Below are 22,992 nucleotides of genomic sequence, written 5' to 3'. Positions count from 1 at the left end.
TAACCCCGGAGAGGCCTGATTCAAGCTTTTCCAGATAGACATTTGCCCCATGAGAAAAGTTTTGAGCCTGTTGAAATCCACAAAACGCGCCCTACGACCATTGTGCAATTTCACCAAAGCGCCTGCCCGAGAATAATACCTTCGCCAGCAATCCCGATTTGTCGGAGATTCGGCGCTGAGGAAAGACATAAGTCTAGGGAGGACACCGATGAACCGGTTTATCATGGCCGCCGCCGCAAGCATTATCGCAACCGGCGCAGCCTATGCAGAAGTTACCGAAGACGATCTGGCCAATGATCAAACGATCACCACTCAGGTTGTAACCAACGGCATGGGCCGTCATTTGCAGCGTTACAGCCCGCTGGACACCTTGAACAAGGATAACGTCAAGAACCTGCTTCCGGCCTGGGCCTTCAGCCTCGGCGGCGAAAAGCAGCGCGGCCAAGAGACACAGCCGCTGATCTATGACGGGATGATGTATATCACCGGGTCATACTCGCGCCTTTATGCGATTGATCTGCAGACCGGCAAAGAGGTCTGGCAATACGACGCCCGCCTGCCCGAAGGCATTCTGCCCTGCTGCGACGTGGTCAACCGGGGTGCTGCCATCTATGGCGACAAGGTCATTTTTGGCACGCTGGACGCGCGGATTGTGGCGCTGAACAAAGACACGGGCGATGTGGTCTGGCGCGACAAGATCGCAGACTACAAAGCGGGCTATTCCTATACGGCGGCTCCGCTGATCGTGGACGGGCTGGTCATCACCGGCAACTCGGGTGGTGAGTTCGGCATCGTTGGCGCGGTTCAGGCGCGGGACGTCAATACCGGCGATCTGGTTTGGGAACGTCCAGTGATCGAAGGTCACATGGGCACGCTGAACGGCGAAGAAAGCACCATGACCGGTGAGCTGAACGCGACATGGCCCGGCGACATGTGGAAGACCGGTGGCGGCGCGACCTGGCTGGGCGGATCTTATGACGCGGATACCGATACGCTGGTCTTTGGCGCAGGCAACCCGGCCCCGTGGAATAGCTGGCTGCGCGATGCAGGTACACCGACCGAGGGCAACAAGGGTGACAACCTCTATGCTGCCAGCCGCATCGGGATCGACCCGAAAACCGGCGACATCAAATGGCATTTCCAGACCACCCCGCGCGAGGGTTGGGACTATGACGGCGTGAACGAGGTCGTCGCCTATACAGACCGTGAGGGGAACAAGCGCTATGCCACCGCCGACCGGAACGGGTATTTCTATGTCCTGAACCGTGAAGACGGCGCTTTTGTTTCGGCCACGCCATTCGTCAAGGACATCACCTGGTCAACGGGCGTGGATGAAACCGGTCGTCCGATCTTTGTCGAAGAAAACCGCCCCGGTGATCCTGCCTCGGCTGCGGACGGCAAGAAGGGTGAGGTGATCTTTGCCTCGCCATCCTTCTTGGGCGGCAAGAACTGGATGCCGATGGCGTTCTCGCAGAATACCGGCAATTTCTATGTGCCTTCGAACGAATGGGGCATGGATATCTGGAACGAGCCGATCACCTACAAGAAAGGCGCTGCCTATCTGGGTGCGGGTTTTACCATCAAGCCGAACTATGAAGATCACATCGGCTCGCTCAAGGCGATCGACCCCGATACCGGCGAGTGGAAGTGGGAATACAAGAACGACGCTCCGCTGTGGTCTGGTGTGATGACCACTGCTGGCGGGCTTGTGTTCTTCGGCACCCCTGAAGGCGAGTTCATTGCGCTGGATGACGAAACCGGCGAGAAGCTGTGGTCGTTCCAGACCGGGTCCGGCATCGTTGGCCAGCCAGTGACTTGGGAACAGGACGGAGAGCAGTATGTCTCAATCATTTCCGGTTGGGGCGGCGCGGTTCCACTGTGGGGCGGCGAGGTGGCCAAGAAGGTCAACTATCTGAACCAGGGTGGTACCTTGTGGACCTTCAAACTGCCTAAAGAACTGGCGTCGGCGAACTGATCCGAAACCAGATGTATTCTGAACGCGCGCCTGATCCGGGCGCGCGTTTTTTTATTACGACCTTCCGCCAGTAGGCGACCTTCCTTTCAGTTGCTAGGATTTGCTAAATTGGGTCAACTTTTTGCAAAGGCCATTTCCTATGCTTGCAAATACCGCTGGACAGAGTGATTTCGAAATCGTTTTGATCATCGATGATCACCCTTTGTTTTGCGATGCACTCTCGATGACATTGCAAAGCGTCGCACATATCGGTGAAGTGCATACAGCCGACCGGCTTGAACAAGCTTTGGAGCTTGTCAAAGGTGGATTAAAGCCGGATGCAGTTTTGCTTGACTTGAACTTGCCAGATGTTGACGGGTTAGACGGCTTAATTCGTCTAAAGGCGGTGGCGAATGCGCCTGTAATCGTCGTGTCGTCAATGACCGACAACAGGGTGATCAGCCAAGTGATTCACGCCGGCGCGTCGGGTTACGTTCCGAAACACAGCCAGCGGGATGTCTTCCGCACCGCGTTCGAAACCGTGCACGCAGGTAATGTGTTTCTGCCCGAAGGATGTGTGCTGATCAATCCGGACGACGAGAATGAACAAAGCGACGCCGTTGGTCGTCTGGCTACGTTAACCAATCAGCAATCGCGTATCCTTCAACTGATCTGTGAGGGTAAGTTGAACAAGCAGATTGCCTATGACCTTTCCATAGCTGAAACGACCGTCAAGGCGCATGTTACTGCAATCATGCGGAAATTGGGTGTTCAAAGCCGAACCCAGGCGGTTCTGATTGCCAAGAAAGCGTCTTTTGCCAGCGTCTTGCAAGAGCAGGGCTAACTTAATATCTTCAAATCTCGTCGTGCTTTAGGGAGGAGGCCCGATGGATCAAGCAGTCGGGTGGGCCGAGACCCATACCCGTGAGCCAGGCATCGTGAAGACGGCATTTGCGCACTATGATGCGGATGATGCGATTACTCAGCTTGCGTCTGCGCTCGGGGGAAGCGAGCACGCGCTTGTTGTTCTGTTTGTGACTTCAAAAGCAGATGCAGCGTCCGTAATTGCCGAAGCTGCTTCGGCCTTTGCGCCTGCGCCTGTGATTGGTTGCACAACTGCAGGCGAGTTGGCCGGGCAGGGCTATACGGAAGAACAGATTGTTGCGATTGGCTTGCCTGCGTCTCATTTCGCGGTTCGAACGATCCTGGTGCCGGATCTCAACGATTTTTCCGCTCAGGACATCATTCATGAGATGATCCGAAACAGAAATGAGATGACGGAAGCAGACCCCGACTGGCATCACGAATTCACATTTTTGCTGATCGACGGATTATCGACCAAGGAAGATGCCCTGACCTCTGAGTTGGCTGTGGGTTTGGGGCCGGTGCCGTTGTTTGGCGGGTCGGCCGGGGATGGGACGCAATTTGGTAACACATTCGTTCTGCAGGACGGCCTTGCGCGTGAAAATGCGGCTGTTCTGACCCAGGTGCGGACAAGCTGTCCGATCAAGGTATTCAAGACGGATCACCTTGTGCCCACGTCACAGCGCATGGTGGTCACCGATGCGGACCCTGCCAATCGGATCGTTCGTGAAATCAACGCGGAACCGGCTGCCCGTGAATATGCAAGAATATTGGGAAAAGACCCTGAGCAGTTGAATACTTTTACGTTCGCCGCACATCCCGTTGTTGTTCAGATTGGCGGCCAGCATCATGTGCGCGCCATTCAGCGCGTTGATGAAAACGGTGATCTCGTGTTCTTTTCAGCGATCGATGAGGGGCTTGTTCTGACGATGGCCGAGCCTATGAATATGGCAACCCATCTCGAGCAGGAGCTTGCGGCATTGACGCAACAAGAACAGCCCGATGCGATACTTGGGTGTGACTGCCTTCTGCGCAGGCTTGAGGCGCAGGAAAAACAGATGACGAGCAATTTGTCCAAAATTTTGTCTGACAATCGTGTGGTCGGATTTTCCACCTATGGCGAACAATTCAATTCGATTCACGTAAACCAGACCCTGACCGGAGTGGCCATTTACCCCCCGGAAGATGCGCAGCATGATCGAAACCCTGATTAATCCTCAGGATCCGTTGGATCTTCAGAACGAAAAGCTTCTTAAGATAGCAGCCGCCTTGATGCGGCGGGTCGAGGAATCGACCGATGCTAGCGGCGCCGCCTACGCGCAGTTTCAGCGCGCTGCAACGCTTGAACAGGAAGTCCGGGCGCGTACGTTGGATTTGGAGCGCGCTCTGGAGTTGTTGAACGATTCCAATGCGCGGCTTGCGCAGGCTAACCAGGAAACTGAAGCCGCACGGGCTGATCTGGCCAATGCAATCGAAACCGTTCAGGAAGGGTTCGCGCTGTTCAACCTGGACGAGGAACTTGTTCTGTGTAACAGCCGTTTCGGTATGCATATGCCCGACATTCAGGGTCATTTGGTGCCTGGCCTTCATTTCACTCAGTATGTCGAACTGGCGAGCCAGTCCAAATTTCTGTCATTGCCCGAAGCGGTTTCGCCACAGGATTGGGTTCAGCGGCGCATGACGCGCCACGCCGATGACCACGTCGTCTTTAACGTACGCCTGAACGGCAACCGTTGGACGCAGATTTCCGAGCATCGGACGCCTGACGGTGGAACCGTTATCTTGCAGACCGACGTCACGGATATCATGCGGATCGAGCGGCAGGAGAGGGACCGGATACTGGACGACAAGGCCAGTCTGATCCGAGCAACGCTGGAGCATATTGATCAGGGCGTCTGTATATTTGACAGCAAGTTACGCCTGATCGGGTGGAACAACCGTGCCAGTGAATTGCTGGCCATACCCAACGCCCAGTTCCAGATGGGTGCGCAGTTCAAAACTCTGTTTGACCGGTTGAGTGCGACGATCAGATTCGCAGACGGAGTCAGCGCCACCGATCTTATGGCTTGGGTGAACCGCGAGACGGAACGACCACCCCTGAAATTCCAGATGCATTCGGGGCGTTTCAAAATCCTGTCCGTATTTGCGCAGGAAATGCCGGATCGTGGGTTCGTTATATCGTTCACGGATGTCACGGCGGAACACAGGTCAGCCCAAGCTTTATATGAAGCGAAGGAATTGCTTGAGCAGAGAGTTGCATCGCGAACCGAGGAACTTGCTGACGCCCTGAACGAAGCAGAGCGGGCGAATTCCTCAAAATCGCGGTTTGTCGCGGCGGCAAGCCATGACTTGTTGCAACCTTTGTCGGCAGCGAAGCTGTACGTCGCCACCCTTGGCAGCGGGTTGAGCGAAGATGACGCCCAGAACGTCGCCGCCAAAGCCGAAAGCGCGTTAAGCAGTGTGGAACATATCCTTGAGGCATTGCTTGATATCTCAAAGCTGGATTCCGGACGCGCCACGGTTCATTTGTCTACGCTTTCGGTCAACGACATTTTCTCACAGCTTGAAGACTCATTCAGACCTGTCGCTCAGGCCAAGGGGTTGGAGTTGCGCTTTGTGCATACCGATGCCCTTGTACGAAGTGACGCCAGCTATCTTCGACGCATTCTCCAGAACCTTCTGTCAAATGCTATCCGATACACCGAGAAGGGGAGGGTTTTGGTTGGTGCGCGCCGTCGCAAGACATCAATTGCGATCGAGGTTTGGGACACGGGCATTGGTATTCCTACTGAACAGCGCGACATTGTCTTTCAGGAGTTTCAGCGACTGGACTCTGACGCGAGTGCCGCCGAAGGGATGGGGTTGGGCCTGGCCATAGTTGAAAGAGCCTGCGGATTGCTTAAACACCCGATCAAGTTGTCCTCGCAGGTCGGACAAGGCACCATGTTTTCGGTAGAGGTTCCGCTTGCTACGTCAGAAAGCACTGCGCCGGATGCCTCGATCAATAAGCAGGCAACGGACACCAATACCCTGGCTAGCACCGTTACATTGCTGATCGAGAACGATGAGAATTTGCGCGGTGCCCTGACGATGACAATGGAGTCTTGGGGCGTCCAGGTCCTGGAATGTGCAAGCGAACAACAGGCTACCAACCTTCTGCGAGAGATCGGCATTTTACCGGACATAATCGTGGCGGACTATCAGTTGGATCACGACTTGAAGGGAACTGACGCCGTTCGTGCATTGATTAATGAGTTCGGAGATTTGCCTGCGTGTATTATCTCTGCAAACCGGTCAGCGGAATTGACGCAGGTGTGCAATGCAGAAGAGTATTCTTTGCTCCATAAGCCGATTGACGCGCTAAGCCTAAAGTCAGTTCTTGAAAGTGCGCGCGATACTTGAACCGCGTCTCCTTACATTGTGAGGATAGGGGCGTTGGCTGATGTTTTTAGGCATAATATGGGTTATGTTAAATAATTCCCGGCTACTCAGCTCACCGATACGTTTCCATCGGTTGACCCAAAAGGATTCATCTACCATCCTGATCTAACGTTGATTTCCGCGATGTGTCATTCTTAAAGTTGTTCTGATTAGGGTCCGCCACATGCCAAAAACCTCGCAGAAACAGTATTTGGTGGACACGCATCGCTCACGCGACCCGCAACAGACACTGGGTATTGTTAAGCCATACCTAAAGGAAATGGGGATCACTCGGATCGCTAATTTGACGGGGCTGGACAGGATCGGGCTTCCGACCGTGATGGTGTCGCGCCCGAACTCGCGCTCAGTCGCCGTTTCGCTGGGCAAGGGGCTGTCGCTGGAGGCTGCTCAAGCCTCTGGCGTAATGGAGGCTATCGAGGCCTGGCATGCCGAGCGTCTGCAATTGCCACAGCGTCTGGCGCGTTATTCCGATTTGTGCGCGGATGATCTTGTTGTGGATGTCGAACGCCTTCCGCGCGTCACCTGCGGGAAATTTGACCCAAACCGCAATATGTTATGGGTTCAGGGACAGGAGTTGAACGGCAAGCTCAACTGTTGGGTCCCCTTGGAAATGGTCGATACGGACTACACCGCACCACCCAGCGCCGGGCAAGGTGCGTTTCCGCGAACCACGAATGGGTTGGCGTCGGGCAACAACGTAACCGAAGCAAGATGTCACGCGATTTGCGAATTGATCGAACGGGATGCGACAACTCTTTGGCACCACAAAACTGCGGAAAACCGACTGGATCACGAAACGATTGACGACAAACGCTGTAAAAGTGCCCTTGGAATGTTCACCGCTGCGGGCTTAAAGGTTGGAATATGGAATACGACGTCAGATATTGGGATCGCCAGTTTCCGTTGTGTGATCTGTGAATCTGGTGCGCAGAATGGCCACATTGGAATTGGCGACGGGTGCCACCCAGACAGTTCCATCGCCCTTTTGCGCGCATTGACCGAGGCCGCGCAGACAAGGCTGACGTATATCTCGGGTGCAAGGGATGATCTGGACCCGGTTGAGTTCACGGATCAGGCCCAGTCGGATCGCAGCCAATATGTGCGGGACCTTATTGAACGCGCCGATCCAAGTCAGGCGTTCGCGGATTGTCCGTCCTATACCACCAGCTCATTTGACGAAGACCTCACGTTAATTCTTGGTCAACTGGGTTCTGTTGGCCTTTCACAAGCCGTCTGTGTTGACCTTTCGCGCCCTGAACTGGACATCGCTGTCGTTCGTGCTGTCGTGCCGGGGCTTGAGGCACCGCACGACGACCCAGACTATGTTCCTGGCGCAAGAGCCGTGGCTGCTATGAAAGACCGGGCATGAGTCTCGCCGTCTTCGTAGGCCCTACCCTGCCCCGTGATGCGCTGGATGAGTTTCCCGAGGTCAGAATACTGCCCCCTGTCCGGCAAGGCGACGTTTATCGGGTCGCCAAAGACCGCCCAAGTGCCATCGGTATCATTGATGGGTATTTTGAGGGCGTCCCCTCGGTCTGGCACAAGGAGATTCTTTGGGCGCTTGAACAAGGAATTCCGGTGTTTGGCAGCGCCAGCATGGGCGCTCTTAGGGCTGCCGAACTTGCTGACTTCGGGATGATCGGCGTTGGCCAGATTTTTGAGGACTATGTCGCAGGTGTTTTGCAGGATGATGACGAGGTCGCGGTTGTCCATAGCCCGGCAGAGCTTGGATACCAGTCCCTGAGTGTACCTATGGTTTCGGTCCGTGCCTCGGTTTCCCGGGCTGAAACCGTTGGGGTCATCGAACCTGAAACCGCCGCAAGAATCATAGATGCGGCCAAGTCCATCCATTACCGGGACCGCAATTGGCCTGATATCGAAAACGCGGTTACGGAACACGCCGGGACCGAAGATTTTTTCAAATGGCTGCCAAAGGGCCAGGTTGACGCCAAAGCGGAAGACGCCAAAGCCATGCTGAGAATGATGTTCGACTATCTAAGCGATCCCCCTGCCCCGCAGACCTCAACCGTGCGTGCCGAACGGACATTGGTTTGGAAAACCCTGCGCAACCGTATTGATGCGGAAGCCACCGAAGGCGATGCGGTGATTGATGAACTACGCCTGACGCCAGAACTGTATTTCGATCTGCGCGCCCGCGCAGTTCTGAGACTTCTGGCGCAGGAAGAGGCCGATCGGATTGAACACAGCCCCGACCGTGAGGTTTTGCTGACGCACATGTCGGACCATCGCAACAACGCCGGGCTGTCCCGCAAGGCTGACTTGATGCAGTGGCTGCGCACCAACGACCTGAACCCGGAACTGTACGAAGCGATGCTAACCGGAGCTGCACAGATTGATGCGGTGACCGAAGCCCGTAGCACCCGGCTGAATGCCCCCCTGCTGACCGAGCTAAAACGCAGCGGGCGCTATGCGGATTTGCGTGACCGTGCCGATAAAAAGACCCAACTGGTCGCCCCCTCTGATCGCAAGATCAGTGCAGATCGGTTGCATATGCTGATCTGGTTTTTTGAAACAAACCTTGACCGCGATGTGCCAGATGATCTTGAATCCTACGCAGTTTCGCTTGGCTTGTCCGGGCGGGATGCTCTTTATGATTTGATAGAAGCAGAGTTTTTGTATTGCCATAGTGATACCGGATCAACGGCCTAAGACCGTTAAGGGGTCGTCGACCGGACACAGGAGGGCGCTTGATGGATTTGCCAGACTACAGCGACGCCGAAGAACCCGGCACCCGGTTTTTGCTGTTTCCCCAATCTCCGTTTCTGGAACCGGATGCCCAACTGGAATTGGTCGAGATTTCGGCACCGCAAGGAAGCATCGGACCGGGCCCATCGGGCCCAAGGATGTATACGGTCAATCCGGTTGGTAAAACGACGCCATATGGCGCAATCGTCCCCGGACCAAACGGACCGGGCATGTACCTGCCGCCCTGGGATGGATATTTCCATCCCCCCGCGATGCCCGATGAGTTTGGGAATTTCATCCATATTGACCCATCAGACCCGGCCTTTGAGGCGGCGCATCTCTTTGGGTCTGCTCATTTCACCATGGACGTCTGGCAAGGGTATTTCGATCGCCCCATACCGTGGCATTTCGCGCGCGATTTTGATCGGCTGGAATTGTCGCTTCTGCCTAGTTTGGATAACGCACATATCGGCTGGGGGTTCCTTGAAACCGGTGGCACGCGGGAACATGGGGATGAATATCGCCCATACAGCCTGAACTTCGACGTTGTCGCTCATGAAATCGGTCACGCAATCATCTACAGCGTGATCGGAATGCCAACCGATGGCGATGCCGGGGGCGAGTATTACGGATTCCACGAATCTGCTGCGGACATGGTTGCGCTTCTCGCGTCCTTACATTTTGGATCGGTCGTGGACACGTTGCTGAAGAACACGCGGGGCAACCTTTACACGTTCAATCGGCTAAACCGATTTGCGGAACTTTCGGAAAACGCTCAGATACGAACGGCCGCCAATAACCGGTCTCTGTCCGAATTTGCGTCTGGCTGGTCCAGTGAGCATGACCTGTCTGAGCCATTGACCGGAGCTATGTTCGATATCTTCGTGGATATTTACCATGAACGATTGCTGCTGCACGGCCTGATAACGCCCGAAGAAGAAGACCTGTCTGATCAGTTGGAAGATTCCTCTGACTACAGCGCCGTGATGCAGGATATTTTTGATACCCGTTACGCTGAGAACCCCGATGGGTTTCGTATCGCGCTGCTTGAGGCGCGGGATTTTTTGGGCACCTATCTTGCAGATGCGTGGGAACGGCTGGACGCTGATATGCTCAGCTACTTCGGGGTTGAAAAAGCTTTGCTGGCCGTGGATCAGGAAATCACCGGCGGTGCCTTTCAGCGCATCATTCAAGGTAACTTCAGAATGCGTGATATTGGCGTGGCAACCGCAGGGCCGCAGTTGCCTGATCCTGACGAAGACAGCCACGCCAATTCTGTCCGCACGCAAGTTCCCGGATAGCGGTCAAAAATCCTTTATTTTGAAGTGGTTTTATGGCATGCAAACGTGGGATGATTATTGGAAATAATTTTCTCGAACTATGCGTTCGGGTTCAATTCAGGGGAAAAGATGAGGGCCTAAGCTCTGTCCACCCCACAATTGGGAGAGAATATTATGGCTGAATCCTTGCTTAGTTTTTCCGAAGTGTTGTTGTTTGGGCGTTTATTGAACGACTTGAAGGTCGCGAAATCCAAAATTGCGGCCCCAGATAAAACAGTCCGCCTTGTTGCAGCGAAAAAGGTGAAGGTGAACAAGAATATCTCCATCGTAGACGGCACGATCGACGGTGAAGAGGTGGCGGCTGGCAACTTAGTTCTGGTTACTGGAAATCGTCCCAAAAAGAATGGTATTTACGAAGTAACAGTAGTTGACGAGAACTATAAGCTGGAAAACCAAGAGAGGATTGAAGAAGACGCGCTGGTGAAGGTCACGCATGGGGACCAATACGAAGACAGCTTCTGGCAGCAGACGCTGCCCACCCCTGCGGGTTTCGAAAAGCAAGAGTTCATTTTCCGCAAAGAACTGTCCGAAAAAATCGGCGCGAACAAGCAGCTCAAGGATCAGTATGGTAAAGACTCCCGATTGGCGCGTATCTACGGCTTCTCGTTTGAAGGCACGTATTATGAGCTGCCTGAACCCACCATTTTCCTGGTCCATGGAAAAGGCGAAAGCCCGACCGATGGAAACCGGCCCGGTGGCCTAGCATCCCGCGCTCCGAGTGATCCATCCCTGTCTGGTGTCGCTTCGGCTGACTATCAAATCTCGGACGACATCAGGGTCTGGGATTACGACAAGGCTGATTACACGATCCGTATGGACGTGATGACCGGCCAGTTCGAGCAAGTCCTGCTGGACATTTATTTCGGTTTTGACAGCCCGGCTGTCAGCGGTGCCAAGGTATCTGGCGCCAAAGTCAGCGGTGCAAAGGTGAGTGGAGCGAAAGTCAGCGGTGCAAAGGTATCAGGTGCCAAAGTCAGTGGCGCAAAGGTGCGCGGCGGCGACTAAGATCAAGCCAATATCTACAGAACAAGGGCACGTCAGGCGCGTGCCCTTTTTTCTGGATTATCAAAACCCAGCTTTTTTCAAGCCTTCTACAAAATGCTGGGTATCCTCTTCCAACCGATCCGGCTGTACCGTGGCCCATCGCGTAAGCGAGAAATTGGGATGTGCCGCGCGGTGCTTGTCAGTGATCTGACGCGCCAGGTCGGTTTGCCCCAGCTGGGCATAGCTTGCAGCCAGCATACGTTGACCTTCGGTTGGGTTGTTCATCTTATTGACGGTCTCAATCACATCGTCATACCGTCTGAGATTGTAGTAGGCCCCACCCAAGTGCCACAGATACTGATCTGGGAAATAGGGGTTCAACCTCATGGCCTGCTGGATATGTGTGATCGCCGTTTCATTGTCTCCGTAATGTGCCAACGCATCCGCAAAATCCGAGTGCATGTCGGCGTCATTTGGGTTCAGTGCCAAGGCACGTTGATAGGACTGAATCGCGGCGTCATGTTCCTTTCGGTACAGGTGCACATACCCCAACTCGCCAAAACCGCGGGCATCCGTTGGATCCAGTTCGATAGCGCGCTGCGCAAGCGACAGCGCCTTGTCCAACGCGGAAGATGGATCTTCGGCCCAGGAATACCGCCAGTCTATGTTCAGCGTTCGTGACAAAGCTGCCGCCGCCCGGGCATAGCGCCCGTCCCGCTCTAGCGCGGATTGATAGAAATCCTGCGCCTTACGATTGTCGTTCCGCGTATACTTGAAGATGTGATGTTGACCCTGAAGAACCGAACCATACGCCTCAAGGTCGGCGGGCACTGCCTGAATCATACGCTGTTTTTCATGGGATTCGATCATCACGGCGGTGGCGGCAACAATGCATTCTGTAACTTCGTCGAGAATGTCGAAGATGTCGTCGATATTCCGATCGAACCGCTCGCCCCAGATAGTGCGTTCAGTATTGGCATCCACAAGTTCGGCGGTAATCCGAATGCGACTGGCGGACCGCCGGACACTACCACGCGCGATATATCGTACGTTCAGTCTCTGGGCTGCTTCCTTCGGTGGCATCGCCTGTGCCTTGAAGAAAAACGATGAGTTCCGGGCGATGATGAACAGGTTCCGGAACTTGGAAAGGTTCATGATAATGTCGTCGGTCAACCCCTCGGCAATCCAATTGTCGGACTCGTCCCCGTTATTGCTGGTGAATGGCAGGACAGCCACCGACGGTGTATCCGGCCGCTCCAGAATATCCATCGTCAGCTCGGGGCGCATCGTTCCTGCCATGGTCGCGCCAGCAACCTCGCTTCGGACGCAATAGGTTGAGATCGGAGAAACGATGTTCTTCAGTTGCTTTGGGCCCAGAAACTCATACCCATATCGCAGGCGGTTGCACACCTGATCGTAAACGGCCGAGCTGACGTAAACACGCTCTGGTTCCGCTATTTCCTGAAGTCGGGCCGCAATGTTCACGTTATCGCCATGAATCCCGCGTTCGTCGATAAGGATTTCTCCTAGATGAACGCCCGCGCGAAATTTGATTCGCTGATTCTCGGATCGCGTGTGGTTATGCTCGCTCGCGATCTGGTGCAGTTCCACACCAAATTCCACCGCGCTTGTAGCCGTTTCAAACAGTGCAAGAATGCCGTCACCGCGCACTTCAATCACGCGGCCATTATATTTTGCGCACGTGACTTCGAGCTTGGAGAGCAATGATTTCAAAGCGTTATACGTGTCCAGTTCATTCTCGCTCATCAAGCGAGAATATCCGACAACGTCGGCGAACAGGACAGCCCCGAGCTTTTGTGTGATGGGAACGTTCAGATTGTTGGTGTCCACTGGCGTTTCTCATTTGGTAGGTTCTGCTGAAACCACTTGTTCAACATATACCTAATTTCAAATATTTCGACTGCTTGGGTCATTCGGATGCCTTGGTCAGGAGCCCGCACCCTGAGGAGGCCATGACCAAGCGCCAGGTGCGCTTGTACCAAAGGTCACTACGATGTCGTTGCTCAACTCTTGCGCAAGTGTTTCTCGATGTTTCATCCAATCTTGGTTCAGGACTCCTACCACGATCATGTCGTGGAATTTTCCGTCTGCGAACCATGCCTGCCGCATGGTTCCTTCGATCTGGCATCCGACCCTTGCCACCAAGTCCCGACTGCTTTGATTGTCCACGCGGTAGTAGGACGTAAGGCGGTTCAAACCTAACTGCCGAAATGCAAAATCAATCAGCAAGGCTGTTGCGCGCAGCCCGATCCCAAGGCGTCGGGCGTTCTTCTCAACAAACATGGCAATGACCGCGTCACGATTGACGGTTGATATTGCTTCGATCCCCGCCATCCCAAGCGCCTTACCATCACTGGATTCCACCACGAACCAGCATTTGCAGCGGTTGTCAGGGGAAAAGGCATCTTTCCAGATTTCTTCGGTTTGCGACTGGTTGAAGGGAATGCGCGATGTTCGGTCAAACAGCGCCAAATCTTCTACGTCCTGAAACCACGGCGCGATGACCTCCAGATCGGACTTTTCAACTGGGCGCAGCCTGAATGTTCCTGTCGTTTTGTCCTGCACTGTAAAAACCTTTGAATAAAATACAAAAAATGACTCTGGCGACAGTAGCACAAAAATTCTGCAAATACGAAGGCAGAAACATGTGGCAGGTAAGAAGCCCCTAAAGTCCTTAGATATCAAGATGAAACTTTGTTTGATCGGACTCAACGGGGCTATTGCGCCCTGCATTGGACTCCGAAAATTCAAATTCCGAACCGACATGCCCAACGGTACCCATGAGGCGAACTAGCGAGTCGGGAACGCTGCAAGTTGTAGGTGAAATTCTTGCATCTGCCGCAAAACCGGACTGAAAGCCTATCGGTACTGGAATGCCCGGATGCAAAGGTGGGATGCACGGTTTCGCAACGCCGGTGATCTCGTGCGTGCCGCTTTGGGGCAAATTTGTGCACGGCGGGTTTGGGCCGCCAAGGATATTGGTTCTAGCCCTTGGCTTTCGTTGCTATTGTCATTCAGCGATGATCAGCGACCAAAAACTTTCATTTTCAACAGTCTCAAGCAGCTTCATTCTTGATTGGCTTGTGGCGTTGCAGGCCCTTTGTGAGCCGGATCAATTTGCTTCGTTGCTCGCCCGATCCGGCATCTCATATGGCGACAATGCCCCGTTGGGTCGAGTGACTCTGGAGCAGATCGTTCGCCTGTACCAACTGGCAGCTGTGGAAACCGGCGATGAGATGATGGGGCTCTGGTCGCGTCCAATAAGGCCACGTGCCTTGCAACACCTGCTGACATCGGTGCGCGAGTCAACCTCGCTGTCGTCGGCGCTTTACCGGTTTTCGACATTCTGGAACCTGTTGCTTGATGACTACCGGTTCGAGTTGGTCGATGCGGAGGATACCATGGCACTGCGCCTTGTGCCCCGGTCAGACGCCCTTGCGCAGCGCTTTGGCCATATGCTGATCCTTAAGCTTGTCCATGGGATTCTGTCTTGGCTGGCCCGCCGTGAGGTCGCCGTGGAGCGGGTCGATTTCGCATTTGAGCGCCCCTCTTTCGAAGAGGACTATGCCGTCATTTTTCCCGCGCCTGTCACGTTTGATGCAAATTCCACATCAATTCGCTTTGCCAAAGCTTCGCTGGGGCCGGTGAATACGCGCAGTACCGATGATCTGGATCGCTTCCTGGAAAATGCGCCGCGCGACTGGGTCTTTACGCATTCGCAAGAGCACACTCAGTCTTTGCGTGTCCGCGCCTATCTGAACCAATCGAGCTGGCAGGACGCGCATTTGGCAGGGGCCGCCAAGGCGCTTGGCATGACGCCGCGCACTTTGATCCGTAAGTTGGACGCTGACGGAACGTCCTTTCAGGCCATCAAAGACGGGTTGCGCAGGGATATCGCAATTCGCCGCTTGCAAATTGGAGATGCAAGTATCGAGGTTATTGCTCAGGACGTTGGCTTTTCTTCCGCGGCAAGTTTCCACAAGGCGTTTCACAGGTGGACAGGGGCGACACCAAGCTCGTATCGGCAGCGGGCTCTACTCTAGGAAAAGATTTGTCACTTTTGGACAATCGGTTGTCACCGCGCGAGATGGAGTAGGTGTTAATTGTGCTGCTACCTAGCGGTCAAGGCACATCTTACTGCGTAAACCCGATTTGCTTCGCCCAATGGTGGTGGCGAGATTGGATATTTGCGTTCAACTGAAAGGACCAAGGCCATGTCGTCTGATCTTGAAACTCTCTTGTCCGCCGCGCGCGATCACGCCAGTGAAGTGATCCTGCCTAATGTTGATGCCTGGAACAAAAACGGGGCTTGGCCTCGCGCGGCCTCTGACAAGGCAGGTGCGGCTGGTCTGACTGGCCTCTACGCACCGAAAGAGTGGGGCGGACAGGGTTTGCCGCTGTCCGAGGGTATTCAGGTTTATGAACAATTGGGAAAAGGCGATGGAGCTTACGCATTTGCGATTTCCATGCACAACATTTGTACTTTTGCAGGTTGTGGATACGGGACCGACGCGTTCAAAGAGGAATGGGCGCGCGATCTGACTTCAGGTCGCAAGCTTGCGAATTTCGCGCTGACAGAGCCGCAGTCCGGGTCTGATCCGATGAAGATGTACACCCGTGCAACAATCAACAGTGACGGCACCTGGACTATCAATGGCGCTAAGGCGTGGGTCAGCTTGGCGACTGAGGCCGATATCTACTTTACCGTTGTCAAAACCTCGGATGAGCCTGGTCATAAGGACATGGCCATGATCGCGATTCCGGCAGACGCGCCAGGTATCAGCTTTGGCCCAATTTATGATACACCATCCTATAACTTCCTGCCGATTTCCGAGATGTATTTAGACAACGTCGTGGTCAGCGAAGACAATATCATTCTTCCAATTGGCCAAGGCTTGCAGGGCTCATTGATGGCGATCGACATCGCAAGGGTTTCGATCGCTTCTGGGTGTTGTGGCCTGTTGCAGGCCGCGCTGAATACTGCGCTGTCCTATTCAAAGAACCGCAAGATGTTTGGCGGCAAGAACCTCGACCTTGACGGCATTCAGTGGATGCTGGGAGAGGTGGCAACAGATCTCGAAGCGTCCAAGCTGCTTTACCGCAAGGCAGCCGAAGCCCTTGGCACCCCTGAGGGGCCACTTATGGCGGCACATGCCAAACGTTTTGTCCCCGACGCTGCAGTAAAAGCTGCGAACACTTGCACCCAGGTTCTGGGTGGGATGGGTCTTTTGCAGCCTTACGGGCTGGATCGACTATCACGCTTGGCGCAGATGCTGCGGATCGTTGACGGAACAACCGAAATCAGCCGCGTCGTGATTGGTAGAGCGCTGCAAAAACGTGCGGCTGGTCTGCCGGACCTTCCTGTGCCAAAGGGGTATGGCGAAACTGACAAAAACGATACAATCCTAGCGGCGGATTAGTACGCTATACATACAGGAGTTTGGGCTATGCGCGCTGTCCTATGTTCGAAATTTGAGGGCGCTGATGCGCTTGAACTTGGCGAAGCGCCAGAGCCTGTTCCAGCAGCCGATGAAGTTCTCATCGAGGTGCATGCCGCCGCCGTGAGTTTTATGGATAAGCTCATGACGGAAGGTGGTTATCAACTGAGGCCAGAGTTGCCTTATGTCCCGGGAACGGACGCGGCAGGCATTGTCTTACAGGTCGGGAGCGAGGTCACCGACTTTAAACCAGGTGATCGTGTCGTCGGGCAAATGTGGCACGGCAGTTACGCGGAACGTGCTGTAACCAAACACTGGAAGTGCGCGAAAGTACCCGAAAGCGTCGACCTTACGGTCGCTTCGACCGTTTTGCACAACTACATGACAGCCTATCACGCTTTGGCCCAAAGATGCGCGCTGCAACCGGGTGAGAACCTGTTGGTCACGGGTGCCACTGGCGGGGTTGGACTTGCTGCCGTTGACATGGGGCGGATGCTTGGTGCGCGCGTCCTTGCAGGAACCGGAGACGCCGCCAAAATGAGTGCGCTGCAGGAGGCAGGCGCCGATGCAGTCGTCAATATGCGCGAAGGCGACCTGCGCCAACAGATCCAAGACCTTACAGACGGAAAAGGGTTGGATGTTTGCTTTGAGATGATAGGCGGAGACACCTTTGTAAAGATTGCCCGATCCATGCGGTGGGGCGGGCGCATCACGCCAATTGGGTTTGTGAGCGGGGAAATCCCAAACCTACCGATGAACCTGCCTCTGCTCAAAGGCTTCTCGGTGGTTGGAGTGTTCGAAGGTGCATGGGCCGAGAAGTTCCCGTCGGAAGCCAAGGATGCAGCAGACAAGATAATGAACTGGATTGCTGAAGGTGAACTGCGCCCACTTATTGATCGCGTTTTGAAGTTGGAGGACGCATCTGAAGCCTTCCGATCTCTCAATGAGCGTGAAGTGATCGGGCGTATTGTTCTGCAAATCTAGGTGTTCCAGCCACTTTACAAGTTTGGCTAATATACATCGAGGATCGGATGGGTCGCGCTCGGTCGACGATCTATCGCGAATTGAAGAGAAATTCTTCAGGGACGAGGATTTGGTTCGAGCGGTTTGGTAACAGATCCGATTTGTTTCAGAGTCTCAAATTCCCTCGATGCGATGTGAGTTGGCAGAGCGCAAATAGTCTGCTCAGAATCTTTCCATCTTAGATTTGGATAGGACATGCGCCATGACGATCAAACGCCGCCAATTCATGAAGCTGGGACTTGCTTCAACAGCCGCACTCGCACTTGGAACTCCTGCTGCATTTGCCGGGGACAAGGAACGCACCGGCAGCCTGTCTGGGCGTCGTGGCTATAACGTGAAAGGGACGGTATCGGTCACCGGTGATACCGTTACACTCAAAAGCGACTATGTCTTTGACCCCAGCAAGAACCCACCGGACATTAAGATCGGCTTCGGCAATGGTGAGACCTATGCCAATGGTTCAAAAATTCACGACAAGCTGACCGTCAAGAAGGGCGAAGCCTCGTTTAAAATCCCGACCGGGATCGACACATCCAAGTACAACGAGTTGTATATCTATTGTGAGAAGTTCACTGTGATCCTGGCGGTCGCCCCGCTGAGTTAAGCGGTCCTTGAAGGCATTGTAAAACCGCCCGCCAAGGTGGGCGGTTTTCGTCCTTTTACCCAGCACTCAGCGAGGGCAGGTTTGTACCGTCAGGACTCCTTTTTTGATTTGTCAGGTTGGGGGCAGGTCGGACTGGCGTTGTTAAGCGCCATTCTTTTTCTGCTGATGGTGCTTCTGGCACGTCGTGCCTTGCGCCCTTTCCCGATCTGGGTGCGATTATTCGGGGCGCTTTTCTTGTTTTGGCTGTTCGTGTGGCTGTCGCCGCAAATCTATTACATGTATTATCGGTTTGTCATTCCCGATCTGCCTTTGCAATGGGTGATCTGGCCGCCCCGCGACCCTCTCAAGCCGTTGGAAATTCTGATTTTCTCGTATGAGCAGAACCTAAGCGCCCACGGGCAGGGTATCCTTGGGTGGACGGTCATTCTGGCGGCCGTCCCGCCACGCAAGCAAGCGGGTCGATCAGAGGGTTAGCTCTGTTCCCTGGTTGGTTCGATCTGGTCGAAAATGGCTGAACATATCTGGTCCATTTCCAGCGCAAAGAAGTTTTTAGCAGCCGCCTCGTTTGGATGGTATGGGTCCTTAACCATGCCGTTCCTGTTCAGGCGGAAATAATGCTTGTTGCCTTGGTTGGCCGCAACCGTTTCAGGGGTAGCACCAGGTACGAACGTGCACCGCAGTCCCGTGACCTTGAACGCATCCATCAGATTCTTCTGCGCCCGCAGCCGCAAATCTACGATCTTCTTCTTGTAAGCGGGCGCTGTGGTCATGAAAATGCACGGCAGGTCGGGAGGCAGTTGCGCTTGCAGGCGTTCAACATCCCGTACGGCGGCTTCGGGGTTGTTAGCCCACCGCTTGGCCGAGTTGCCGAGAAAGGACATCAGGATCAGTTTTGGATCATAATACCCGTCCCGCAGCATCTCTTCGAGCGGTGAGGTTTTGGCCGCGCAGAACTGATATTCCTTTCCCTTGCCAATCTGCACATACTTGTTGCCGGTCTTGTTCACGAACCCGTACGCACCGGCGTTCACGTTCCATTTCGGGTCCACCTTGCAGATCGTGTCCTTTGCCCGCCCCGACCGGGCGGTCCACGAGTCGATTGAACTGGACCGGACACCTATCACCCCGACCCGCATTTCCCCAAGGCGTTCAAGGTGCTTTTTCTGCCGGGCATTGGGGTGGCAGTGGTCCTTGATATCGCTGAAAAACTCCAGGAAAGCCGGGCCCGAACCAAAGGATATCTGGCTGTCCCCGATAATCAGAATCTCGGGCGAGGTAAAATCCTCTGCGCTTGCCCCCAGAGTGGTGAAGGCCAAAGCGCAAACAGTTGCGACCATCTTTTTGAACACCTGCATATCCCCCCTGCAGTCTTTACCTCTACTTCACGGCCGAAAATACAGCGTTGCAGATTTCGGCCGTGTTAATGTCAAGAAAAGCCCGGACCGCAGCCCGGCTTGGATGGTGCGGGTCCTTGACCTTGCCCGCATCGTTGCGCCGGAAATAAGCGGGCTGACCTTCAATCACGGCGCGTGTCTTGCGGTTGAACCCTTCAACCACGGCACATTGCGTTCCCGCCTGCCGCAAGGCGCGGGCTATCGCGGTTTGGGCCTTCATTCGTTTGTCGTTGGTCTTTTTCAGATAGACCGGCACGCTTGAGATGAAGATACATGGAATGTCGTCCGGAATTTGTTCCAGCGTGCGGCGGGCATCCTGTTGGGCCAAATCAGGAGAATTCGCCCAGCGATCGGATGAATTGCCCAGAAAGGTCAGAACCAGCAATTCGGGGCTGTAATACCCGTCGTCAAACATCGCCTGAAACGCGGTCTGATTGGGTTTGCAGAACTGATAGGCGTTGTCTTTGCCGATCTGAATGAACACCCGGTCAGGGTTGCCTTCGATACCATAGGCCCCGGCATTGACCCCGAATTTCTTGTCGACATCGCAAATCGCACCTTTTGCGGCCCCCTTGGGCGTTGTCCATGACTGCAAGGATGTCGAGCGGACGCCAATCGCGGCAGTCTCGCGGTTGCCGAGATTACCCAGTGCCCTTTTGCGTTCAGGCGTCATCCTGCACCGATCCGCCAGCTCATCGAAGAACCTCAGGTACTCTTTGCCAGCCCCGAACGAAATCTGGCTGTCCCCTAGGATCAGAATATCCGGTTGCGCCGCCGCGGGCTGTGCGCTTAGGGCTGAAACGGCGGCCAGCCAAAGTCCGAATACTGATGTTCTGAACAAAGTCACACAATCACCTTCAACAGTCGTTCCCGCAGCCGGACCATGCCCGGTCATTCGCGCCAGAATGCGGGATTGTGCAGTGTAATACCAATCAATACCTGGTTATTTCCACTGCGCCTGCCGTGATGATCTGGCTGGGGTTCTATGAGGGGGGAGGTGGGTGTCCGATTGGTCGGATTAAGGGACATGCCCATATTCCATGCCATTCACGAAGGCCTGCAACTCTATGGTTACCAATGCTTCTGGGCAAAGCCGCTCGATAACAAAGGCAATGAAACTAAAGGCTATTGGATATTGTGGCGTCCTTTCGTATTTTGGATACAAAGTGGAAATGCCAGAGACCATCCCAATGCCAAAAACCCGCGCGATTCATCGCCAAAGTTTGCCTGATGTCATCACAAACGACCTGCGCGAGCGTATCCTGAGCGGAGAGATGGTGGAAGGTGAAACCATTCGGCAAGAAGCGTTGGCAGAGGAATATGACGTATCCCGCATGCCGATACGTGAGGCGCTCAAGCGGCTGGATGCCGAGGGCCTGGTCCAACTGACTAACAATCGGGGGGCCTGTGTAACAACTCATTCCCTTTCGGAAATCGGAGAGATTTTCGACCTTAGAATCCTGTTGGAAGTCGACCTTTTCAAACGGGCGATCCCCCAGATGACAGAGGCGGATTTCGTCATCTGCGAAGAGTTGTTGAACAAAATGGAAAAGTCCTATGAAACATATGACGTCGGGCGGTGGGGCAGTCTGAACTACGAGTATCACAGGGCGTTATATTCCGCCGCTGAGCGCGGGATTACCAACGAATTCCTGCAACGGGTCAATCTGCAATCTGACCGTTATGTGCGGATGCACCTGAGTGTGATGGAACAGCGAGAGCCAGCCAAAGCGGAGCACCGTCAGTTGTTGGCACTGGCGCGGTCGCGCAATGCAGAGGCTGCTTGCGCGCTGCTGACGAACCACATCCAGCGCACCAAGGAACAGTTGCTGGCTATGGTCATCGCGACCCGCAAAGCCGAAAGTTAATCTGAATAGTCAGCTCACAGGACACTGACGGGCCACTTGGAGCGACCCGTCATTCCAACACGTTTCGTGAACCAGTCAAGTGTCAGCGGCCTATGATTGTAAGATCTTTGGGAAAACTGGTCAGCGACCGACAACCATCCTCGGTCACAAGAACATCATCTTCGATCCGAACACCAAAATTGCCCAGATCATACAGGCCCGGTTCGTTGGTCCAAACCATGCCCGGCAGGATTTTCTGGTGGTTCCCGCGCATGATATATGGCGCTTCGTGCACGTCGCGACCCAGACCATGACCCGTCTTGGTGCGAATCCGGTTGGCATAGGGCGAAGCCTCGAGCACATTTGTAACTGCGTCGTCGATGTCATGGGCGCTCGCGCCGGGGCAACAGGCCTTGAACCCTTCGAGGTTCGCGCGAAGGACTGTGTCGTAAACTGCCCTACCCTCGTCCGAAACCTCGCCAACAAAGAATGTACGCGTGATATCCGCCGCAAAACCGTTTTTGCGCGCGCCAAAGTCGAAGAGCAGCGCATCGCCGGGTTTGATCTGATAATCCGCGCGGGCTTTGCCGTGTGGTTGAGCCGAGTTGTCTCCGGCGGCGACAATCGGTGCAAAAGCCAACGACGCGGCGCCTTCAGCAAACAGCGCCTGGATCAACGCCTGTTCGATCTGTTTCTCGGTTTGCCCGACGCGAACCTCTGAAATCACACGTTCCAGCGCGCGTTCCGAGATATCAATAGCAGCCTGCAAAGCGGCAATATCGGCGTCGGTCTTGATGATCCGCAAACCGGAAATCTCGCGCTCGGCATCTACGATTTGCAAGTCGGGCATCGCATTGGTCAGGGCCTTGGACACGAAAACCCGCATCACTTGCCCTTCAACGGCAAGTGACCTCAGGGGCATATGAGCGGCCAATGAAGCAAAGGCGCTGTCATAGCCCTTTTGGTCCATCCAGTCGAAGACGGCCCCCTCAAAACCGACCAATTCCCACGTTCCCAGTTCCAGATTGGGCACAATCGCAGCCGGTGTGCCCTCAGCCGGGATAATGACCACAAAGGGCCGTTCGTGGCTCATGAAAGGTTTGCCCAATGCGCGGGTGAAATTAGGGCCCGGTACAAGGGCAATGGCATCTACTGACATTTCCCTTGCCAGTTTACTGTATTCCGACAAATTCGGCATGTGCGCCGACCTCCCAAGATAGTAAGGCCGAGCCGCCGTATCGGGCAGCCCTTGCCAATAATCTGCAACTGTTGGGACACTTACACCATGGAAGATGTAACTGCCCAGAGGGTGTGTTTTGGACCCGTGCCCAAAGTGCCCATGGTCAAAACTCAATACCGAGCCAGATAGCGACCGC

19 protein-coding genes are annotated in these 22,992 nt (G+C 54.5%); 14 read left to right on the top strand and 5 right to left on the bottom strand.

All coding sequences use genetic code 11. The features are described from left to right. Window positions 1-208: 208 nt before the first annotated feature. The 8 genes from GOX75_RS18900 (at window position 209) to GOX75_RS18865 (ending at window position 11,310) form a co-directional block, all read left to right on the top strand. A complete protein-coding gene (locus GOX75_RS18900; RefSeq protein ID WP_171125724.1) occupies window positions 209-1,975 on the top strand; it encodes a PQQ-dependent methanol/ethanol family dehydrogenase in 1,767 nt (588 codons plus the stop codon). Between the two features lie 139 nt (window positions 1,976-2,114). After that, window positions 2,115-2,798, top strand: a complete 684-nt coding sequence (locus GOX75_RS18895; RefSeq protein ID WP_171125722.1) for a response regulator transcription factor — start codon at window positions 2,115-2,117, stop codon at window positions 2,796-2,798. Between the two features lie 43 nt (window positions 2,799-2,841). Then, window positions 2,842-4,032 (top strand): FIST N-terminal domain-containing protein, encoded by a 1,191-nt coding sequence (locus tag GOX75_RS18890; RefSeq protein WP_171125720.1) that lies wholly within the window; start codon window positions 2,842-2,844, stop codon window positions 4,030-4,032. Further along, window positions 4,013-6,220: a PAS-domain containing protein gene (locus tag GOX75_RS18885; protein ID WP_171125718.1), complete on the top strand. Its 2,208-nt coding sequence runs from the start codon at window positions 4,013-4,015 to the stop codon at window positions 6,218-6,220. The genes GOX75_RS18890 and GOX75_RS18885 overlap by 20 nt, the downstream gene beginning before the upstream one ends. 202 nt (window positions 6,221-6,422) lie before the next feature. Continuing rightward, complete coding sequence (locus GOX75_RS18880) at window positions 6,423-7,628, top strand: YcaO-like family protein (protein ID WP_171125716.1); 1,206 nt, start codon at window positions 6,423-6,425, stop codon at window positions 7,626-7,628. Then, on the top strand, window positions 7,625-8,929 hold the full coding sequence (locus GOX75_RS18875; RefSeq protein ID WP_171125714.1) for a TfuA-like protein: 1,305 nt from the start codon (window positions 7,625-7,627) through the stop codon (window positions 8,927-8,929). Before GOX75_RS18880 ends, GOX75_RS18875 begins: the two co-directional genes overlap by 4 nt. Before the next feature lie 41 nt (window positions 8,930-8,970). Next, on the top strand, window positions 8,971-10,266 hold the full coding sequence (locus tag GOX75_RS18870; RefSeq protein ID WP_171125713.1) for a hypothetical protein: 1,296 nt from the start codon (window positions 8,971-8,973) through the stop codon (window positions 10,264-10,266). Window positions 10,267-10,419: 153 nt separating this feature from the next. After that, the gene (locus tag GOX75_RS18865; protein WP_171125711.1) at window positions 10,420-11,310 is read left to right on the top strand and encodes a hypothetical protein; all 891 of its coding nucleotides are present in this window, start codon (window positions 10,420-10,422) and stop codon (window positions 11,308-11,310) included. Between the two features lie 60 nt (window positions 11,311-11,370). On the opposite strand, the gene GOX75_RS18860 is transcribed toward GOX75_RS18865, so the two are convergent. Next, the gene (locus GOX75_RS18860; protein WP_371808196.1) at window positions 11,371-13,140 is read right to left on the bottom strand and encodes an adenylate/guanylate cyclase domain-containing protein; all 1,770 of its coding nucleotides are present in this window, start codon (window positions 13,138-13,140) and stop codon (window positions 11,371-11,373) included. A gap of 96 nt (window positions 13,141-13,236) precedes the next feature. Next, a complete protein-coding gene (locus tag GOX75_RS18855; RefSeq protein WP_371808195.1) occupies window positions 13,237-13,875 on the bottom strand; it encodes a GNAT family N-acetyltransferase in 639 nt (212 codons plus the stop codon). A gap of 455 nt (window positions 13,876-14,330) precedes the next feature. Between GOX75_RS18855 and GOX75_RS18850 the strand changes: the two genes are divergently transcribed. From GOX75_RS18850 to GOX75_RS18830, 5 genes are all read left to right on the top strand, one after another. Further along, window positions 14,331-15,353, top strand: a complete 1,023-nt coding sequence (locus tag GOX75_RS18850) for an AraC family transcriptional regulator (protein WP_171125761.1) — start codon at window positions 14,331-14,333, stop codon at window positions 15,351-15,353. Between the two features lie 171 nt (window positions 15,354-15,524). Next, window positions 15,525-16,730, top strand: a complete 1,206-nt coding sequence (locus GOX75_RS18845; RefSeq protein WP_171125707.1) for an acyl-CoA dehydrogenase family protein — start codon at window positions 15,525-15,527, stop codon at window positions 16,728-16,730. Window positions 16,731-16,757: 27 nt separating this feature from the next. Further along, window positions 16,758-17,732: an NADPH:quinone oxidoreductase family protein gene (locus tag GOX75_RS18840; RefSeq protein WP_171125705.1), complete on the top strand. Its 975-nt coding sequence runs from the start codon at window positions 16,758-16,760 to the stop codon at window positions 17,730-17,732. Between the two features lie 241 nt (window positions 17,733-17,973). Further along, a complete protein-coding gene (locus GOX75_RS18835) occupies window positions 17,974-18,375 on the top strand; it encodes a DM13 domain-containing protein (protein ID WP_171125759.1) in 402 nt (133 codons plus the stop codon). Between the two features lie 81 nt (window positions 18,376-18,456). Further along, the gene (locus GOX75_RS18830; RefSeq protein ID WP_171125703.1) at window positions 18,457-18,849 is read left to right on the top strand and encodes a hypothetical protein; all 393 of its coding nucleotides are present in this window, start codon (window positions 18,457-18,459) and stop codon (window positions 18,847-18,849) included. Here GOX75_RS18830 and GOX75_RS18825 read toward each other — a convergent pair. Together GOX75_RS18825 and GOX75_RS18820 are read right to left on the bottom strand one after the other, a co-directional pair. Next, window positions 18,846-19,730, bottom strand: a complete 885-nt coding sequence (locus tag GOX75_RS18825; protein WP_171125701.1) for an SGNH/GDSL hydrolase family protein — start codon at window positions 19,728-19,730, stop codon at window positions 18,846-18,848. The two genes, GOX75_RS18830 and GOX75_RS18825, sit on opposite strands and share 4 nt — an antisense overlap. A 22-nt stretch (window positions 19,731-19,752) precedes the next feature. Continuing rightward, entirely contained in the window at window positions 19,753-20,616 is an 864-nt protein-coding gene (locus GOX75_RS18820) for an SGNH/GDSL hydrolase family protein (RefSeq protein WP_171125699.1), read from the bottom strand. 343 nt (window positions 20,617-20,959) lie between these two features. Here GOX75_RS18820 and GOX75_RS18815 point away from each other — a divergent pair, with 343 nt between their 5' ends. Then, entirely contained in the window at window positions 20,960-21,637 is a 678-nt protein-coding gene (locus GOX75_RS18815; RefSeq protein ID WP_171125757.1) for a GntR family transcriptional regulator, read from the top strand. Window positions 21,638-21,719: 82 nt separating this feature from the next. Here GOX75_RS18815 and GOX75_RS18810 read toward each other — a convergent pair whose 3' ends face one another. Further along, entirely contained in the window at window positions 21,720-22,775 is a 1,056-nt protein-coding gene (locus GOX75_RS18810; RefSeq protein WP_254428844.1) for a Xaa-Pro peptidase family protein, read from the bottom strand. Between the last annotated feature and the right edge of the window lie 217 nt (window positions 22,776-22,992).

This window comes from Ruegeria sp. HKCCD7251, from assembly GCF_013031165.1.
Taxonomy (GTDB): Bacteria; Pseudomonadota; Alphaproteobacteria; order Rhodobacterales; family Rhodobacteraceae; genus Ruegeria.
Note: the sequence above shows the minus strand (reverse complement) of the source record. Positions and strands in the feature narration are given on the sequence as shown.

Excerpts from the sequence above, each read along its gene's own strand:
- GOX75_RS18900 (WP_171125724.1), top strand. The coding sequence starts at position 209 with ATGAACCGGTTTATCATGGCCGCCGCCGCAAGCATTATCGCAACCGGC.
- GOX75_RS18895 (WP_171125722.1), top strand. The coding sequence starts at position 2,115 with ATGCTTGCAAATACCGCTGGACAGAGTGATTTCGAAATCGTTTTGATC.
- GOX75_RS18890 (WP_171125720.1), top strand. The coding sequence starts at position 2,842 with ATGGATCAAGCAGTCGGGTGGGCCGAGACCCATACCCGTGAGCCAGGC.
- GOX75_RS18885 (WP_171125718.1), top strand. The coding sequence starts at position 4,013 with ATGATCGAAACCCTGATTAATCCTCAGGATCCGTTGGATCTTCAGAAC.
- GOX75_RS18880 (WP_171125716.1), top strand. The coding sequence starts at position 6,423 with ATGCCAAAAACCTCGCAGAAACAGTATTTGGTGGACACGCATCGCTCA.
- GOX75_RS18875 (WP_171125714.1), top strand. The coding sequence starts at position 7,625 with ATGAGTCTCGCCGTCTTCGTAGGCCCTACCCTGCCCCGTGATGCGCTG.
- GOX75_RS18870 (WP_171125713.1), top strand. The coding sequence starts at position 8,971 with ATGGATTTGCCAGACTACAGCGACGCCGAAGAACCCGGCACCCGGTTT.
- GOX75_RS18865 (WP_171125711.1), top strand. The coding sequence starts at position 10,420 with ATGGCTGAATCCTTGCTTAGTTTTTCCGAAGTGTTGTTGTTTGGGCGT.
- GOX75_RS18850 (WP_171125761.1), top strand. The coding sequence starts at position 14,331 with ATGATCAGCGACCAAAAACTTTCATTTTCAACAGTCTCAAGCAGCTTC.
- GOX75_RS18845 (WP_171125707.1), top strand. The coding sequence starts at position 15,525 with ATGTCGTCTGATCTTGAAACTCTCTTGTCCGCCGCGCGCGATCACGCC.
- GOX75_RS18840 (WP_171125705.1), top strand. The coding sequence starts at position 16,758 with ATGCGCGCTGTCCTATGTTCGAAATTTGAGGGCGCTGATGCGCTTGAA.
- GOX75_RS18835 (WP_171125759.1), top strand. The coding sequence starts at position 17,974 with ATGACGATCAAACGCCGCCAATTCATGAAGCTGGGACTTGCTTCAACA.
- GOX75_RS18825 (WP_171125701.1), bottom strand. The coding sequence starts at position 19,730 with ATGCAGGTGTTCAAAAAGATGGTCGCAACTGTTTGCGCTTTGGCCTTC.
- GOX75_RS18815 (WP_171125757.1), top strand. The coding sequence starts at position 20,960 with ATGCCAAAAACCCGCGCGATTCATCGCCAAAGTTTGCCTGATGTCATC.
- GOX75_RS18810 (WP_254428844.1), bottom strand. The coding sequence starts at position 22,775 with ATGTCAGTAGATGCCATTGCCCTTGTACCGGGCCCTAATTTCACCCGC.